At 54.2% G+C, this 17684-nt stretch carries 11 protein-coding genes and 1 tRNA gene; 7 read left to right on the forward strand and 5 right to left on the reverse strand.

Annotated elements, in window-relative coordinates:
- Window positions 1-13: 13 nt before the first annotated feature.
- The 4 genes from ureC to CKROP_RS03970 all read right to left on the reverse strand — a co-directional run bounded on the left by ureC (window position 14) and on the right by CKROP_RS03970 (window position 5242).
- Window positions 14-2206 (reverse strand): urease subunit alpha, encoded by a 2193-nt coding sequence (ureC, locus tag CKROP_RS03955; RefSeq protein ID WP_012731449.1) that lies wholly within the window; start codon window positions 2204-2206, stop codon window positions 14-16.
- A gap of 33 nt (window positions 2207-2239) precedes the next feature.
- On the reverse strand, window positions 2240-3445 hold the full coding sequence (locus CKROP_RS10680; protein WP_012731450.1) for a sirohydrochlorin chelatase family protein: 1206 nt from the start codon (window positions 3443-3445) through the stop codon (window positions 2240-2242).
- Between the two features lie 18 nt (window positions 3446-3463).
- On the reverse strand, window positions 3464-3769 hold the full coding sequence (locus CKROP_RS03965) for an urease subunit gamma (RefSeq protein WP_012731451.1): 306 nt from the start codon (window positions 3767-3769) through the stop codon (window positions 3464-3466).
- A 135-nt stretch (window positions 3770-3904) separates the two neighbouring features.
- Window positions 3905-5242: a DUF4921 family protein gene (locus CKROP_RS03970; protein ID WP_012731452.1), complete on the reverse strand. Its 1338-nt coding sequence runs from the start codon at window positions 5240-5242 to the stop codon at window positions 3905-3907.
- A gap of 223 nt (window positions 5243-5465) precedes the next feature.
- Between CKROP_RS03970 and CKROP_RS03975 the strand changes: the two genes are divergently transcribed.
- The 7 genes from CKROP_RS03975 (at window position 5466) to CKROP_RS04005 (ending at window position 16518) form a co-directional block, all read left to right on the forward strand.
- Window positions 5466-6788, forward strand: coding sequence for a threonine/serine exporter family protein (locus tag CKROP_RS03975; RefSeq protein ID WP_052292353.1), 1323 nt, complete (start codon window positions 5466-5468; stop codon window positions 6786-6788).
- A 240-nt stretch (window positions 6789-7028) separates the two neighbouring features.
- Window positions 7029-7916, forward strand: a complete 888-nt coding sequence (locus tag CKROP_RS03980; RefSeq protein ID WP_041628798.1) for an SGNH/GDSL hydrolase family protein — start codon at window positions 7029-7031, stop codon at window positions 7914-7916.
- Window positions 7917-8096: 180 nt separating this feature from the next.
- Window positions 8097-8170 (forward strand) — tRNA-Leu (locus CKROP_RS03985).
- 206 nt (window positions 8171-8376) lie between these two features.
- Window positions 8377-9483 carry a sulfurtransferase gene (locus CKROP_RS03990; RefSeq protein ID WP_081429398.1) on the forward strand — a complete coding sequence of 369 codons (1107 nt, stop codon included), beginning with the start codon at window positions 8377-8379 and terminating at the stop codon, window positions 9481-9483.
- A 109-nt stretch (window positions 9484-9592) separates the two neighbouring features.
- Window positions 9593-12370: a DNA polymerase I gene (polA, locus tag CKROP_RS03995; RefSeq protein WP_012731456.1), complete on the forward strand. Its 2778-nt coding sequence runs from the start codon at window positions 9593-9595 to the stop codon at window positions 12368-12370.
- 290 nt (window positions 12371-12660) lie between these two features.
- A complete protein-coding gene (gene rpsA, locus CKROP_RS04000; protein WP_012731457.1) occupies window positions 12661-14127 on the forward strand; it encodes a 30S ribosomal protein S1 in 1467 nt (488 codons plus the stop codon).
- Window positions 14128-14406: 279 nt separating this feature from the next.
- Window positions 14407-16518, forward strand: a complete 2112-nt coding sequence (locus tag CKROP_RS04005; protein ID WP_012731458.1) for a glucose PTS transporter subunit IIA — start codon at window positions 14407-14409, stop codon at window positions 16516-16518.
- 131 nt (window positions 16519-16649) lie between these two features.
- On the opposite strand, the gene CKROP_RS04010 is transcribed toward CKROP_RS04005, so the two are convergent.
- Window positions 16650-17684 carry a MaoC/PaaZ C-terminal domain-containing protein gene (locus CKROP_RS04010; protein WP_012731459.1) on the reverse strand — a complete coding sequence of 345 codons (1035 nt, stop codon included), beginning with the start codon at window positions 17682-17684 and terminating at the stop codon, window positions 16650-16652.

The raw sequence follows: 17684 nt of genomic DNA on the forward strand, positions 1-17684 counted from the left end.
CCGATATGTCGCGTTAGAACAAGTAGTGCAGTTGAGCTAAGGGAAGCTTGTCAGCGGGCGCGATGGTGAGCGGTTCACCGTCCGCTCGAACCTCGTAAGTATCGGGGTCCACGGTGATTTCTGGTAGCTCACAGTTCCTCACCATGTCTTTCTTTCCGATGTGTCGACAACCGTGAACGGGCAAAACGGTGCTGGTGAGGCTCAGTTTTCCGGGCACACCGTCGTTAATAGCTTCGGAAGACATGAACGTGATCCGGCTGTGGGGAAGCGCGTGACCGCGATTGCCAAACATGGGTCGGTACACGACTGGCTCCGGAGTGGGGAGAGAAGCATTGGGGTCGCCCATCAGGGACCAACAAATGTGACCGCTGCGGATCACGAGCTGTGGCTTTACAGCAACCGACGACACCGGCCACAGGACAATGTCCGCGACTTTTCCGACTTCCAATGACCCGATGTAGTCGTTGACTCCGGCGGCGATTGCGGGATTGCACGTCACTTTAGCGACGTAACGGAGGACGCGATGGTTGTCGTTCCGTGATGTGGACTGTGCGTCGGCCTCGGAGCCTGTTGACTCAACGGATGCGGATTGCCCAGGGCCTGGTTGGCGATCCTCGGGGAGAGGACCGAGTTCTGCTTTGCAATGGTGTGCAGTTTGGAAAGCACGGGTCCAGGTCTCCCCAACACGTCCCATCGCTTGCGAATCTGAACTGAAAATTGAAATGACCCCTCTATCGTGGAGAATCGTTTCAGCAGCGATAGTTTCGGGTCTGACGCGGGATTCCGCGAAAGATACGTCCTCCGGAATGTCATGAGACAGATGGTGACAAACCATCACCATGTCGAGGAGCTCTTCGGCACTATTGACTGTGTAAGGGAGAGTAGGGTTCGTTGACGCGGGGAGCACCGAAGGCATCCCCGTCACACGGAGGATATCGGGTGCATGGCCCCCACCAGCGCCTTCGGAGTGGAAGGTGTGAATCGTTCGGTCCCCGATGGCATCGCGCGTGTCCTCGAAGAACCCGCTTTCGTTTAGCGTGTCAGTATGGATGGCAAGCTGAACATCATGTTTGTCGCAGACCTTGAGAGCGTTATCAACCACGGCTGGTGTTGCTCCCCAGTCTTCGTGAATTTTTAATCCTGCGGCCCCAGCTGCAATTTGCGACTCTAAAGCTTCGGGAAGCGAGCCCGATCCTTTGCCAAGCACTCCGATATTGACCGGCATATCTTCGGCAGCTCGCAGCATCATACCGATGGAGCTTTCTCCCGGCGTGCAGGTAGTCCCTTTTGTTCCTTCGGCAGGACCGGTTCCGCCGCCGAAAAACGTCGTAATTCCGTTTGATAATCCCTCTTCGGCTTGCTGAGGAGAAATAAAATGGATATGCGAATCAATCCCGCCGGCAGTCACAATTCGATGTTCGCCTGCGATAACTTCAGTATTGGGCCCAATGATCAGCTGCGGGTCAACACCATCCTGGGTATGCGGGTTACCCGCCTTGCCAATTCCAACAATTCGCCCATCTTTAATCCCGATATCGGCCTTGATAATCCCCGTCATTGCATCAACGATGAGCGCGCTCGTAATAACAGTGTCGACGGATTCCGCATCGGAAGCTTGAGGGTCCTGTGCCATCCCATCACGAATGGCTTTGCCACCGCCATACACCGATTCGTCCCCATACGATCGCGAATTAGCATCATCAGTTAATTCGATAACGAGGTTGGTGTCGGCAAGCTGAATGCGGTCGCCCGTCGTTGGGCCATAAATGGAACCATATTCCGCTTTGGAAATAGAGTACGGCCCCCGGTCGGCGGGCAATTGGTCGTCAGGTACAGATTCTGTTTTAAAACCGCGTTCCTGTGCTCGTTGGAGACCCCGCTCGCGAATGGCAGGATCGTCGAGAGCACCTTCCACCAAAGCACTAAAGCCATGCAGGATTCTGCGCCCACCGAAATCAACTAATTGAACTTCTTTCGAATCGCCGGGTTCGAATCGGACAGCTAATCCCGCTGGAATATTGAGGTGCATACCCCATGCCCGATGACGATCGAAGAGTAATTCGCGATTGGCTTCGAAGAAATGGAAATGGCTTCCCACTTGTACGGCTCGGTCCCCGGTATTGGTGACTCGTAGCGTGAGTGTCCTTCTACCCGGGTTAATAGTGATTGTTCCGTCGTCGTAGATATATCTATTTGCAGTGCTCATGATGTCCTCGTGATGACGTGGCGGTTTATTTGTCTAACGGCCCTGAGACGAGCCCGTTTCGTGTTCGTGAAGGTAGTTGTGTGAGTGGTCGTGGGAATGGGGATGCCCGACATGGTGGTGGGCATGGCCATGGGAATGCGTATGCGAGTGCGTATGGGGGTGAGGGTGGTGGTGTGAATGAGTGTGACTGTGTGGGTGACTATGTGGATGTGAATGCGAATGGCTATGCCCGCCCTCGGAATCATCCTCATCATGGGCATGACTATGCGCGAAGCCCGAATCATGATCAGCCCACAGTGCCTCTTCCAACCCCACGACGGGGAAGAACTGGCTACCCTGGCGTGATGACGGATCGTCAGAGGATTGATTGCCATCAATGCCATGAGCTGCATCGTTCTCCGCCGAGGAATTGAATACGTCGACAGCAGCCTCACGAGCCCGAACAACATTTGTCTCAATCAGCACTGTGAGCGCTGACGGTGACCATAACGAGACCTCGTGATAGCTTCGTCCATCGGTTTGATAACCGTCCTTATTCGGCGGCAGAAGATCTGCTCTAAGAACGACGATTCGCTCCACGCCGGACTCGTTCGCCTGGTTGCTCAGTTGATCCTCAAGGAGAATCTCAGCACGGTGAATAGCCTCAGGAAGACTGGGGGATGCTCCGTCAAAAGCCACAGAAGTCTCAGAATTGCTGTACTGCCATGCCAGCCGAGCATCACGAAACAGATCAGCGTCGAAAAAGGGATCTAAAGCCACTGATCCGACGACGTACGAATGTGCTGGATGGGAGCGCATGATTGCACGTAGAGCCGATACGCGTGTCGTTGAGTTCCCGATCGGATCAGAAATAATCACTCGCGCTGAAGGCCGGCTGCGTTTCCACCATTGGATCGCTTGCGCTAGTGCTGTAATGCTGTGGAGGTCTCGTCCCGCAGTCATAGGGATGATGACAGTCGGAGGCTGATTATCAGGTGAGTTCGACGATGAATGGCCCTCGTCGTTCGAAGAGTCGTCGTGATACGCGGCGGTGAGGGCTTGTGCTAATTCACTTGTTGAGTGAGCAAGAACGATCGGCTCGGGACCGTCACCGCCTGGCACAGAGTCATGGGCCGCTGAACTCGTTCCCACTGCGTGCTTGTCAGTTACATCGACTAGACGGAACCGACGGAGTCGGCTGGTTGCTTCGCGAATGAGCTCGTCATTGTGGGCTTCGGCGCCACAAAAAAGAATGATCATCGGTAGTTCCCGGCGCGTCTAGTGGCGGATGGGGTCGTGGACGGAGACGAGTTTTGTTCCGTCGGGAAAAGTTGCTTCTACCTGGACCAGCGAGACCATGTCTGGGACTTCGTCCAGCACCTCGTCGGCAGTGAGGACCGTCGTCCCGATGTGCATTGCTTCGGCCACGCTCTTGCCATCGCGTGCTGCTTCTATGACGGCGTCGGAAATCAAAGCAATCGCTTCGGGGTGGTTGAGTTTGACACCCCGTTCCCGTCGACGTTGAGCCACTTGAGCTGCAAGAAATACTAATAATTTATCTGTCTCACGAGGAGAGAGATTCATTGATATGGCTCCTTACGCGCGCAACAAAGCTCCGGGTGTGATGTGTACAACCCTGGCTCGGCATGATGGTCGCCACTCACTTTGCCATCATGTGAAGAATGAATCGTTGGTTTTATGTTGCGAGTATGTAAATCTTTACCGAAGAGCCGGATTGTATTTCAGTGAATTACGGCGGTACGTCAATTCGCCAGCGATACGAACTGAATCAGCCAGTCGACCTTCCTCTCGCAATTGGCTAAGCCTTTTCGACATGCGCTGTCGGATATTTTCCGGCGAAATGGTGTTCAGATATACCTTGGTCGATCCCTCGAAACCGGCAAGGTTTGATGCTCGCCATTTGATCATGACTCGCCATGGCATAGGGATATCGAGGTCAATTGGTTTGTGGTGCCATTCCTCGTTACACGGAACGTCTGAGCCGGTTGCCGCGTGGCATGCGTGAATGAGGTCGCTCATGTCCCGCATTTCTTCTTCGCTGAGCTTCCACGGTTCACAGGTTGCTGACCGAGAGTAAATCTCGATAGTCGGGTAGCGGTGCCCAAACCCAGCGAAAGCGATGGCATGGGTGTTCTCAGCGATGACTAGATTGTGATAGCCGGCGTAATCAACGGCCCATTCGTTGTACATATTGGGGTTGGACCGTAGCCGCGCGATTTCGAGTTCGGCTTGCGCGCCTCGCTCGTCGATAGCAACGAGTTGCTTGTGCAAGTGGTCGAAACTTGCCCCCGCAGGCTTCAGCCAGTTTTGGAACACGGCCACATATCGTGCGTAGCGGTTGCGTGAATAGAGGTCACGCATTGCGTCAGCAGTGAAGTTGATGAATTGGTAGTGCTCTTCCGGCGTTAGCGTGCCGCTGGATGCGAGTTGGCGGCTCGAGGTGGCGTCGTCAGTGAAGTGTCGACGGGCCACGATGACGTCGTGTCCACCAGCAAAATAGGCGGGGGCACGCTTGAGAAGCTCGGTCTCTGGCGTGTCCTTGATCTCCGATTCCGGTGTCCCCGCAGAGCGCAGACGTGTCGCGATAATGTTCAGCACGTGCTGCCTTCCGGCAGGTTCGCTGAGGTAATCGTTCATGTGTGTTGAGGTCTCCGGATCCATCGCGAATCCGTGGTTCGCCCGCCAATATTCATACCCGAGAATCTCAAAGAGGTTAGGAACACGCCGGAACTCGGCGACTGAGTCATCCAGTTGACTCTCTTTTAACCGGTAGAAGGTTGTCCACTTGTTATTGTCGACGACAACTCGCGCTTTCTCCGGAGGAGTCTCTCTGTATCGCGCGGAACAAAATGCGCACTCATAGTCGCGATCGTGCACAGTGACCGGGTGCTCTTCTGGGGTGGGATGCGAGATTGGTCGGTTCCCGCGCCCAGGTACAGTCCACACTTCGGTTCCTGTAAAAGGGTTGACCTGCTTGATGGTTCCATCGGCAAGAGTTGTTAGAGGTGCGAGAGGCAGGGCGACAGGAGTACTCACGAGCGAAAACTTTAGCCGGTGGATGACATGATCGCGACCCTGGTTCCCGACGACATGGCGGAGCCGTTTCGGCGCTCACGCGTGCGTCGGTGTTTAACTCGCGCTTATGTCGGTGTTAAATGAGCACGGTTGCTAAAACATTGTTGGACCGTGTTGGTCATTTCTTGTTTCGTCGGAAATAAGAAGAAAAGACAACGGCTAAAGACATAAAGGGCGATGAATAGTGGATACTGAAGGTCAGCAGCTTATGCCCCACGAGCGTGACCCCCGCATGGGGATCGATGCGGATGCTGTGTTACGCGTGGGGGAGATCTTGCTCTCTGCTGGGACCGACGTATATCGAGTTATTCGGGCAATGAAACGCACGGCCCGGTCCTTGGGCTTCGATCGGTTCGACGCGTCGATCACGATGTCGAGTATCCGCTTCACCGGGCGCAGAGGGAATAACTTCCGAACGGAAATCAGTACTTTAGAGAAGTACGGCGTTGATTCTTCTCTTATTGAAGCTGTCGAAGATCTGACTCACCACCTTCCCTCTGAAATAACGGCAGAGTGGGTTCATGAAAAGCTCGATAAAATCGAGAACAATCGACGAACCAGGTGGAGTCGGGTTGCGCTTGCCTGTGCTGCCGCGGTGGCGTGTTCTGCGTTCGCGATTTTAAATCGGTTTAGTTTTGATTCGGCTGTAGCAGTTGCTTTTAGCGCTTTGTGCGGCCAAACCGTGAGGATGTCTTTTGCCCGTAAGCGTTTCAACCAACTAGGGACGACGGCAGTTTCGGGCATAGTTGCCTGTCTGGTGTATTTCGGTTTAAGTCAGCTCTTTTTTGTGACTCCCTGGGGGCGGTCAGAGCAGACGCTGGGTCAGGGCTATGTGGCGGCTATGTTGTTCTTGATTCCCGGTTTTCCGCTGTTTACCGCTTTGGTTGACCTGGCTAGATTAGATATCGCCGCCGGGTGGGAGCGCTTTGTTTACGCTTTCGAGATCATTGTCTCAGCAACCATGGCGGCGTGGATTGTCTCCGCATGCACGGGTCTTGAGCCGTCAGTGCCGGCCCAAAGCGGATCGACCGAGTGGTCATGGCTTATCGTCGCAGGAATAGCGAGCATTTGTGGTGTTGCCGGGTTCGCCATGCTTTTCAATTCATCACGACGGATGATTGCTATTGCGGCAGTGGTGGGTGCTATTGCGAACGTTGTTAAATTTATCTGCCTATTTATAGGGATTCCGACGCAGGTTGCCGGATTAATTGGGGGACTATGCGTCGGATTAATAGCTAATCTAATTCGTGATCGATCGTATATTCCCCGTATCACAGTGACGATACCTGCAGTCGTCATTATGATTCCTGGGACAGAAATGTTCCGGGGAATTTATTACCTTAATGACGGCAATATTAACGATGCGCTCACTCACACGGTGACCGCATCGTTGCAGGTCTTTGCTATTGCGGCGGGTTTGGTTATTGCGCGGCTCGCTGCTGATGACTCTTGGGCCCGGCATCGGTATATCGATTTTGCGCGTCGTCCCGATCATTCGGCTGATTAAAAGCTGCGCAAGCATAGCTAAGAGCGAAGTTACGACGGTTGTGAAAACGCTGGTAGCAGGGGAGATGGCTACAACCGAATGGGGGATGGGTCGTGGGCGGTAAAGGTTGTGGTAGCGCAGGTTATAAAGCGCTGTTGCTTGTTATCCTTTAATGAATATAGCTGCAGATTCTCTGTGATTTCTGTTTGGCGAAGCTATCATTTTAGAATTAGTCCACCCTTGGCCCCTGGAAGAAGGAAAATGAAATCTCCGAAGAAGATCGTCGGTTCGCTTGCTTTGGCTGTGTGTGCAGCAGTGATGGGAGTTGTGACATCTACACCAACTGCTAGTGCTCTTGAACAAGGGGACAAATACGTCGCGTTGGGTGACTCGTACGCTTCGGTGGGTTCATTGACTACTCCGCAGCTCACCAAGAACCCGGGGTGTGTGGCGTCCACTGATAACTACGCTCACAAATTGGCTCAGCAACGTGGACTTCAACTGGATGACGCAACATGCGCGTGGGCATTCACGTTCAACTACGACTTCCCTCAGAACCATGCCCTTCCATTCTCGGCGTTGACGGGACAACGCGAGCGTGTCACGCCCGATACAAAATTGGTGACTCTCACACTCGGTGGTAACGACGCCGGTACAGCGTTTGCCTTCCCTGCATGCTTCTTCCGGGCTGTGACCGGGCTAGGCGTGGACTGCCGGACGAGCACCCAGGCCATTATGAAGCAGTCGATTTACGGACCCGGTCCCGACGGTCGTACCCTGCTGCAGCGCGAAGTAGACATCATTAACGACATCAAGCACCGTGCTCCGAATGCGGAGGTCGTGATCACTGGATACATGAACGCTGCGAAAGCCGACATCTGGTGCCTCAATGATGGTGTCGCTACCCGTGATGAACGTGCGTACATTGCAGAGACCATCGACGAAGTGAACAACGTCATGAAGGAAGCTGCTCAGCAAACTGGCGTGAAGTATGTTGCTCCTCCGAACGAGGAAAAGGGTTGGTGCGACGGTGGCATCGGCAGCCAGTCAAGCAGCTCGTTGCTTGGTCTGCCCGATAACACGCTCCCCATCCACCCAACCGCTGCTGGACAGCAACGTATGGCCGATGCGATTTCCGCACAGGTCTAAATCGGGTAGTAGTACAGTCCTCTAACTATTCGGGACTCAACTCGCGGTAGTACAGGGTGTGGAACTAGTTTGGTTAAAATTCCCACCCTGACCGGCCGATTTCTTTGTTGAAGTAGGGTCCCGTATACTTCTTCCTCGTGTTCGTCGGAGACGGTAAGCAATCGCATCCGCCGGACCTCAGCCCCGGTAGCCCAATTGGCAGAGGCAACGGATTCAAAACCCGTCCAGTGTGAGTTCGAGTCTCACCCGGGGCACTAGCTTTTTAACCGTTTGGCCAGCGGTTTTTACTTTTGAAGATCGGTAGGCGTGGATTGGGTCACTCGGCGTTGACCTGTGGGTTTTCTAACCCTGGCAGCTCCTTCAGAGCCAAAATAGAGCCATAGGGGGAGATCCAAGGTTCTTGTTAGCCTCACCCCAGATCGATAGCGCACGGTTCTGTTCCATTTCGTACGATGGGATCATGAACAATGAGTTGCCTTGGGTCGTTTCGGTTCAGGAACTGCAAAAACTCCAGCACGACTCCGCGGCCCACGCGAATCAACGGAAAGCTCAACGAGAAGCTGCTCGTCGGAAATCAGAATGGATCGAGCGTGCCTTGGCGCATCCAGATGATCTCTCTGAAGCAGAACGCCGTCGTCTTGAGGAATACCTCCGCGAAGAGGAGGAGGCTAAGGACCTATACCGATCGCAACCGTTGGCCTCATGCCCCGTCGTTGTTGCCGATGTGAGGTGGCATCTCGATGGACGTTCAGGATATGACGCGTACAAGAAGGGGCACATCCCAAACTCGGTCTTCATCGATCTAGATAGCATGCTCGCCGGACTGGCTTCGAAAGAAGAAGGAAGGCACCCCCTGCCCTTGGAGGAGAGTTTCGCCGCAGCTATGGAAGTCAGTGGAATTGCCGACGACACCATCGTTGTTGCCTACGACGATGCAGGCGGGGCATCTGCGTCGAGGTTAGTCTGGCTCCTGCGTGCCAGTGGACATCGAGCCGCTGTCTTGGACGGAGGGCTCAACGCATGGATCGAGTATTGTGAACAGGCGCATAAGACCGACGAGACCGGGCAGGGTAGTACACAGTTGGCTGAACACTTCCTTGATGACGGTGACGATGTGACCGAGCCTGAGGAAGCAGGAGCATTTACCGCAGAGCCTTTCAACGCCGAATGGCTTGTCTCTATCGATGATGCGGCAGCGTCCGCGGCCGAGGGAATCGTGATTGATGCTCGCGCGTCAGAACGCTACCGAGGGGATAATGAACCGATCGATAGTTCCGCTGGGCATATTCCAGGAGCTCTCAACCTTTTCCACGGCGATCTCGTTGACGATAAGGGGTATTTCCTTGACTCGGACCAGATTGTGTCCCGTCTGAATGATGCTGGCGTCGAGAAGCGGGAGGGGCAATCGTTGGAGGAATCGCCCATTGTGTACTGCGGCTCCGGAGTCACCGCCACTCATGAGATCGTGGCGTTGGCTCATGCGGGAATCCAGGCTCGGTTATATCCCGGATCGTGGTCGCAGTACTCGGCCACCGATCGGCCGATCTCCCAGGGGGCTGCGCGGTAAGGGCCTGTGCGTACGTCGTCGCATGTAAAATCGCCGTGTTTCACGTCGTATTTTAAGAACAATAACCACCGACCAGCCAGAGATAATAAGAGTGAAGGAGTCCTAGTTCATGGTGTCTGCCAACGAGGTTGAGGATACGAAGAAGAAGTTGCTTCTTCTCGACGGCCACTCTCTGGCTTTCCGCGCCTTTTACGCGTTACCGGCCGACAAATTTACTGATTCGTCAGGTCAGCATACGAACGCTGTATATGGTTTTATATCCATGCTGGTGACCCTTCTCGAACAAGAGAAGCCGACCCATAGCGCTGCAGCTTTTGACCTGGCTGGTCCCACTTTTAGGTCTGAAAAATTCGCTGATTATAAAGCTCAGCGTCCGGAAACACCTCCGGAATTTAAAGGACAAATTGAGCTCATTCGCCAGGCATTAGAAACGTTTGGAATCACCACCGTCGATTACAAACGATACGAAGCCGATGACGTCATTGCGACGCTCGCTACCCAGGGTCACGAGCAGGGCTTTGATACCTATATCTGCACCGGCGACAGGGATTCACTACAACTCGTTACCGATGACGTCACAGTGCTGTACACGCTCCGCGGAGTCAGCAACCTCGCTCGCTTCACTCCCGAAGCTGTTGAAGAAAAGTACGGGGTGACCCCGACGCAGTATCCGGACCTTGCGGCTTTGCGGGGCGATACCTCTGACAATATGCCAGGAGTACCAGGGGTAGGGCCTAAAACAGCCCAGAAATGGATAAATAAGTACGGTTCACTGAGTAACTTAATTGACAATATTGACGATATCGGCGGAAAAGTCGGTGATGCACTTCGGCGGGATATTGACACTGTGATTCAAGCCCGCGAGCTGACCGAAATGGTCCGTGACCTCCCCATCAAGTGCAGCCCCGAGGACTGCGAAATCCGCCCGTCAGCAAGAAATGACGTGAACGACTTCTTCGATGATGTTCAGTTCGGGATGAACCTCCGGGAGAGGGTCTTTTCCGTCATTCCGACGCAAGGCGGTTCGTCGGACGCCGGCAACCATCGTGAGCGCGTGTCTTATGAACGCGTAGGCCTGCAGAAAGGGAAGGTCCGTCACTGGTTAGAGGAAGCTACTGATCACACGCCTGCGGGGATCGCAGCGTTGGGAAGTAAACTCCCATCTTCGCCAAACATGAAGGCTCTAGCGATCACGCAGGGTAAACAAACGGCGATCATCAACATGAGTCGGACGACGGATGATGACCGCGACGCGCTGAAGGAATGGCTTCAGGATCCTGACCACCCGATCGTGGTACACGATGGCAAGGGTCTTCTCCACATGTTGAGTAGCGAGGGGCTGACCGCTACAAACATTGAACATGACACGAGGCTCGCCTCGTACTTAATCCATCCTGACTTCGGGAGCTTCGATCTGGAGAGTGTCGTACGACGCCGTCTTGGTCGGGATCTCTATGACAGCGACGTCGTGTCATGGGAGGAGGAACACCGCTCTGGGCGTCAAATGTCGTTAGACGTTGGGGATCTGTCGTCGGATGGTGATGACGACCGCTCAGTTGCAGGGATTTCGTGGCCTGAGTGGGCCAAGTTGGCTGACCACGCGGAAGCGCCTCTTGAGCTTGCCGAGGAACTGGCGAAGAAGCTCGATAAGGCGGGCTTGTACTCAATTTACGAAAACCTTGAGATCCCGCTCGTCCCGATTTTGTTCGGCATGGAGCGCGCTGGAATCAAGGTCAACAGAGAGCGCATGACGGCGTTGAGGGATTCGACGGCTGAAAAATTGGCCAAAGAAGTTGAGGAAGCCCGTGCTCTTGTTGACATGCCTAAGTTGAATCTAGGAAGTCCGAAACAATTACAAGAGGTCCTCTTCGATAAACTGGAGCTTTCTAAGACGAAGAAAACAAAGACGGGATATTCGACTGCAGCTAAAGCGATCGAACGATTAGCTGAGAAGCATCCGCACCCGTTCCTCGACCATCTTTTGGCGCATAGGGAATATCAAAAAAGGGTCAGCACTCTTGATGGGTTAATTAAAGCGATCGCTTCAGACGGGCGTATTCACACGACTTTCAACCAGACTGCGACTGCCACGGGGCGTTTGTCCTCGACAGACCCTAATCTTCAGAATATTCCGGTCCGCACGGAGGAGGGGCGTCAAATACGTGCGGCCTTTGTCCCAGGCGAAGGGTATGAAGCGTTATTAACTGCAGACTATTCGCAGATCGAAATGCGTGTTATGGCTCACTTCTCGCAGGATCGAGGCCTCATTGAGGCTTATCGCAGTGGTGAAGACCTGCACAATTTCGTCGGTTCGCAGGTTTTTGATGTGCCGGTGAACGAGGTAACCCCTGAGCTACGACGTCGAGTCAAAGCGTTGAGCTATGGCCTCGTCTATGGACTGTCGGAATATGGCCTCTCACAGCAGCTGGATATTTCTGTAAGAGAGGCGAAGAAAATTATGGTTAAGTATTTTGAACGGTTCGGCGGTGTGCGGCGCTATCTGAATGAAGTTGTCGATCGCGCACGGAAAGATGAGTATACGTCGACCATGCTCGGGAGAAGGCGCTATTTGTCAGACCTCGCCAGCCTGAATCGGCAGGCGAGAGAGAATGCCGAACGCGCAGCTCTGAACGCTCCGATTCAAGGTACCGCGGCAGACATTATTAAGGTCGCGATGATCCGAGTCGATGCTGCGTTGAAAAAAGAAAAATTGGCATCACGGGTGCTACTTCAGGTTCACGATGAGCTCGACGTCGAGGTCGCGAATGGTGAGCTTGAGCAGGTGAGAGGTATTATTCAGAGAGAAATGGATGAGGCTATCGAACTTGCTGTCCCGCTCGAGGTTGGAATGGCAGTCGGTGCCGATTGGAATGAAGCAGGCCATTAGCAGCCTTCCACCAGCGGAAAGTTTGCCAGTGCAGGGAAAATGAGATAAATTTTAGGACGCGCGTGTGTCCGCCTCTTATTTTCCTTTTCTTATCGACGTTGACTCGGTGGTATATGGTCGCGATATTTCAGCTTGCGGCCATGATATCGGCCGGGAACACACTGCCGGTAGGAGAAAACAAGAGGTTAATCATCTGAAGAGCCTTCGTGAAACGGAATGGCTCTTTGCATGTGTGACGCGCTCGTTCCTGTCCGTTTTTCGATTACAATCCGTTTCGGAGCACTTAACATATGCCCACTTCTACAACCCCTCAGGTAGCCGTCAATGACATTGGCTCCACTGAGGATTTCCTCGCTGCCATCGACTCCACCATCAAGTACTTCAACGATGGTGACATCGTCGAGGGTACTGTGGTCAAAATTGATCACGATGAGGTTCTTCTTGATATTGGATACAAGACGGAAGGTGTCATTCCTTCACGTGAGCTGTCCATCAAGCACGAAATCGACCCCAACGAAGTTGTTGAGGTCGGCGACGAGATCGACGCTCTCGTTCTCACCAAAGAGGACAAAGAAGGTCGTCTGATCCTGTCGAAGAAGCGTGCACAGTACGAGCGCGCTTGGGGCACCATCGAAGAACTTAAAGAGAAGGATGAGCCCGTCACCGGCACCGTTATTGAGGTCGTCAAGGGTGGCTTGATTCTCGACATCGGCCTTCGTGGTTTCCTCCCCGCATCCTTGGTTGAAATGCGTCGCGTGCGTGATCTTCAGCCCTACATCGGCCAAGAGCTGGAAGCGAAGATCATCGAGCTCGACAAGCACCGCAACAACGTTGTGCTTTCCCGCCGTGCATGGCTTGAGCAGACCCAGTCCGAGGTTCGCTCCGAGTTCCTGCACCAGCTCCAGAAGGGCCAGGTCCGCAAGGGCGTCGTTTCCTCTATCGTCAACTTCGGTGCATTCGTCGATCTTGGCGGCGTAGACGGTCTGGTTCACGTTTCTGAGCTGTCCTGGAAGCACATCGACCACCCGTCAGAGGTTGTCGCTGTTGGCGACGAGGTCACCGTCGAGGTCCTCGATGTCGACATGGATCGCGAGCGTGTCTCCCTGTCGCTCAAGGCCACCCAGGAAGATCCGTGGCGCGTCTTCGCCCGCACCCACGCCATTGGCCAGATTGTTCCCGGTAAGGTCACCAAGCTGGTTCCGTTCGGTGCATTCGTTCGCGTTGAAGAGGGCATCGAGGGTCTTGTCCACATCTCCGAGCTGGCAGAACGCCACGTGGAAGTTCCGGATCAGGTCGTCAACGTCGGCGAAGAAGTCATGGTCAAGGTCATCGACATCGACCTCGAGCGTCGCCGTATTTCCCTCTCCCTCAAGCAGGCTGACGAGGACTACACCGAAGAGTTCGATCCGTCGAAGTACGGAATGGCCGACTCTTACGACGAGCAGGGGAACTACATCTTCCCCGAGGGCTTCGATCCCGAGACCAACGAATGGCTCGAAGGGTTCGAAGAGCAGCGGGCCGAGTGGGAAGCTCGGTACGCGGAGTCGGAGCGTCGTCACGAGATGCATACCGCCCAGATCGAGCGTCACCGTGCCGGTGCCGCAGAGGCAAAGGAAGCCGCAGCCTCGGGTTACTCCTCCGAGTCTGAGGGTGACTCCGCGCCAGCTGAGGAGAGCGCTGCAGATGACTCCGGTTCCTTGGCTTCTGATGAGCAGCTCGCTAAGTTGCGTGAGAAGCTCGCCGGTGGTGAAAACTAGTTCCGGATTGATGACACGTTCGGACTAAAAAACAGGCTGTTAAACCCAGCCTCACAACCACAGACTCGTTACTGTGGTCCATCCCCCTATCCCGTGTGGGCAGGGGGATTTTTGTCGTCGGTGGTCATCATCAAGCCCGGTAGTGTGGTTTGTAACTAATAGCCACAAATTGTGGCGAGCCTCACAAAGAATCGCTATTAAACCAAGCATATAGGGGGTACGATAATCTCGGACACAGTCCGAACAGACATAATCGGACATAAATGCGAAAGGATTGTGATGGCTTCGCAAACCGAAACCACCTCACGGTTCATCCTGGATAATATCGGTGGGGCGGATAACATAGCGTCAGTGACGCACTGTGCGACTCGCTTGCGGTTCCAGTTGAATGATCGGTCACAAGCGAATACAGAAGCCCTCGACGAGAATGGATCAGTACTAGGTGTTGTTCCTCAGGGGGACAACGGGCTGCAGGTCGTCATGGGGGGTGCAGTCGCCAATTATTACCAGGAGTTGATCAAGCTCCCGGGTGTTGCGGAAAGTGCTGAGGGCGGCGGCAATCGGCAAAAATCCTCCAAGAAAGAATACGGAGGAGTCCGCGGAAAGTTCGGCTGGGTCGACTACGCATTCGAGTTCCTCTCTGACACGTTCCGGCCAATTCTGTGGGCTCTCCTCGGTGCTTCACTGATCATCACGATCCTCGTCCTCCTCGATACGATGGGGATTCAGGATTTCCGTGCAGAGAATCAACCGCCGACGTACCAGTTCATGCACGCCATGTACCAGTCGGTGTTCTACTTCCTGCCGATCATGGTGGGCGCAACAGCTGCTCGGAAACTGGGCGCCAACGAATGGGTCGGCGCAGCTATTCCCGCTGCCCTCATGAGCCCAGAATTCATGAGCCTAGGTAACCGCGAAGACGTCGTTCACGTCTTCGGTCTTCCGATGGTGTTGAACGAATACAGCGGTCAGGTTTTCCCGCCGTTGATCGCGGCCATCGCATTGTACTGGGTTGAAAAAGGTCTGAAGAAGATCATCCCTGAAGCGGTCCAGATGGTGTTCGTGCCATTCTTCTCGTTGATCATCATGATCCCAGCGACTGCATTCTTGCTTGGCCCCTTCGGTATCGGCCTGGGTAACGGCATTTCAAACGCTCTTAAAGCCATCAATGACTTTTCGCCGTTTATTCTGTCCGTCGTCGTTCCGCTGTTGTACCCGTTCATTGTGCCCCTTGGATTGCACTGGCCGCTGAACGCCGTCATGATTCAGAACATCAACTCCCTCGGCTACGACTTCATCCAGGGCCCCATGGGTGCCTGGAACTTCGCGTGCTTCGGATTGGTTGCGGGTGTTCTCTACCGTTCATTCCGTGAACGCAATAAGGCCATGAAACAGGTCTCGCTTGGTGCTTTGATGGCTGGTCTTCTTGGTGGAATTTCCGAACCGTCGTTGTACGGTATTGTTCTTCGATTCAAGAAGACGTATCCGCGGTTACTCGCTGGCTGTTTTACAGGTGGCGTGGTCATGGGCATCTTCAACATCAAAGCCAATGCCTTCGTCTTCACCTCGATCTTGACGATTCCGGCATTCCAACCTTGGCTCGGATACACCATTGGTATCGCCGTGGCGTTCTTTACCTCATTCTTCCTGGTCGTCTTCTTCGACTACCGCTCTAAGGAAGAGAAGGAAGAAGTTCGGGCAAAGATTGCCGCTGATGAAGAGGCGGACAATGCGGCGGCTGCTAACCAGACCGAGGGAGCTTCGGCTTCGTCTGCAGCATCTTCTGTTCCAGCCGGGGCCGCGGCAGGATCCGAAACTCAGACTGAGTCATCGCAGGCTCAGGCGACGTCGACTACGACGAAGAAGAAGCGCCCAGTTCTCACGGAAACCTCAGTATTGGTTGCTCCTCTCGACGGAACCATTGTGCCCTTGAAGGATGTACCCGATCCCGCTTTCGCAGCTGGAGCAGTAGGCCACGGGGTCGCTATTGAGCCATCAGGCGATACCATTTATAGCCCCGGCGACGGAAAGATCCTCGCTGTTCAAGGACACGCGATTGGCGTCAAACTCGACCTCGGTGTGGATCTTCTCGTTCACGTCGGAGTCGATACGGTCGAGATGAAAGGCGAAGGCTTTGAGTCATTCGTTAAGCGCGGCGACCGCGTATCGGCCGGACAAAAACTCATGACCTTTGACAAAGAAAAGATTGCGAAGGCCGGTCACCCAGATGTCACCCCGGTTCTCATCACGAACTGGAAGAGGATCGGCGGAATCGACACGATTGCCACTGGCGAAGTCTCGCATGGGGAAGACCTCTTGAACCTGGTGCCAAAAGAAAGCGCACAAGACAAGCAATCCTCCGAAGGTAAAAACCAAGACGTGAAAGCGTAAGCCGTCCTCGCGGACCACCACGTTTCGTGTATTGAGATAGATAACCCCCGGCATAGGATGTCCACGATCTCGTCGACTGTGGAGCCCTGCCGGGGATTCTTTGCGTGTCCCGCCACTACACGACGGGCCGCTTAGATTTCTGACAATTGAGCAGTCACATTGATCTTCGACGAATCCTTCGCACTGCAATAGCGCAAATCCCATGAAAGCTCGTTTGAGTCATTCTGCGGATGGCGGGAGGAATATGCCGCCAGGACTGCAGGAAGGATAATCGGCTTACCGAACTCCACGGTGTAGCGCGCCCGAGTAGGAATTTCGCCCTCGACGACGCTCAATAACGAAGCAGCGCTCCACATCCCATGAGCAATGGTTCTAGGGAAACCGAACGCCTTGGCCCCCAACTTGGAGACGTGAATCGGGTTTTTATCGCCCGAAACATTGGCGTAGTTCTTAATGTCCGAAGCCGACACTCGAATGATCGTCGTCGGGTCCTCAGGAAGGTCAACGCTCATCCGTGAATAGTTATCGTCAGGGAGTTGAGCGTCGGGAGCTTTGCCCTTCGACAGCATGGTTGATCGTTGCCGCCAGACCACGTCGTCGGGTGCCGACGAACGACGCACTTCGGTGATGATGTCTATCAGTAAACCTTGACGGTGACGTCGCAACGATTCCGTGTACACCGCCACATCGATGCTGTCGGTCACCGCGATGGGGGAATACTGCTCGATGACGTTGCGAATGTGAATAGTCCCGACTGTCGGAAACGGAAAATCCGGCGAGTTCATCGCATTCATCACGAGGGGAAAAGTCACCGCATACGGATACGTCAGCGGCACGTCGTTGCTGATACGAAGGCCGCACGCAGCGCAGTATTCAGCAAGGTTCGTGGAATCGATCGTGACCCCATTGACGCGATACTCGCGAGAAGGGGCGGTGGTCACCGAGCCTTTGCCACTAGAAGAACGGTTCGAAAGGAACGGGACGCCGGGAAGAAGTCCGCGCAATGCTCGTCGGTACTCATCCCCAAGCGATGGGATTCTGTCGAGCTCAACAATAGTTTTCTCTCTCAGAGAATCATTGTCGACGCCGTCAGTGCTTGCAGCCGACTGGGGCGCGGTGCTGGGTGTCGTTCCGGTGGAGGGTCCGTTACTAGATGATGCGTTCAC

This window comes from Corynebacterium kroppenstedtii DSM 44385 (assembly GCF_000023145.1).
Lineage (GTDB): Bacteria > Actinomycetota > Actinomycetes > Mycobacteriales > Mycobacteriaceae > Corynebacterium > Corynebacterium kroppenstedtii.

Coding starts and splice junctions, on each gene's coding strand:
- ureC (WP_012731449.1), bottom strand. CDS start 2,206: ATGAGCACTGCAAATAGATATATCTACGACGACGGAACAATCACTATT.
- CKROP_RS10680 (WP_012731450.1), bottom strand. CDS start 3,445: ATGATCATTCTTTTTTGTGGCGCCGAAGCCCACAATGACGAGCTCATT.
- CKROP_RS03965 (WP_012731451.1), bottom strand. CDS start 3,769: ATGAATCTCTCTCCTCGTGAGACAGATAAATTATTAGTATTTCTTGCA.
- CKROP_RS03980 (WP_041628798.1), top strand. CDS start 7,029: ATGAAATCTCCGAAGAAGATCGTCGGTTCGCTTGCTTTGGCTGTGTGT.
- CKROP_RS03990 (WP_081429398.1), top strand. CDS start 8,377: ATGAACAATGAGTTGCCTTGGGTCGTTTCGGTTCAGGAACTGCAAAAA.
- polA (WP_012731456.1), top strand. CDS start 9,593: ATGGTGTCTGCCAACGAGGTTGAGGATACGAAGAAGAAGTTGCTTCTT.
- rpsA (WP_012731457.1), top strand. CDS start 12,661: ATGCCCACTTCTACAACCCCTCAGGTAGCCGTCAATGACATTGGCTCC.
- CKROP_RS04005 (WP_012731458.1), top strand. CDS start 14,407: ATGGCTTCGCAAACCGAAACCACCTCACGGTTCATCCTGGATAATATC.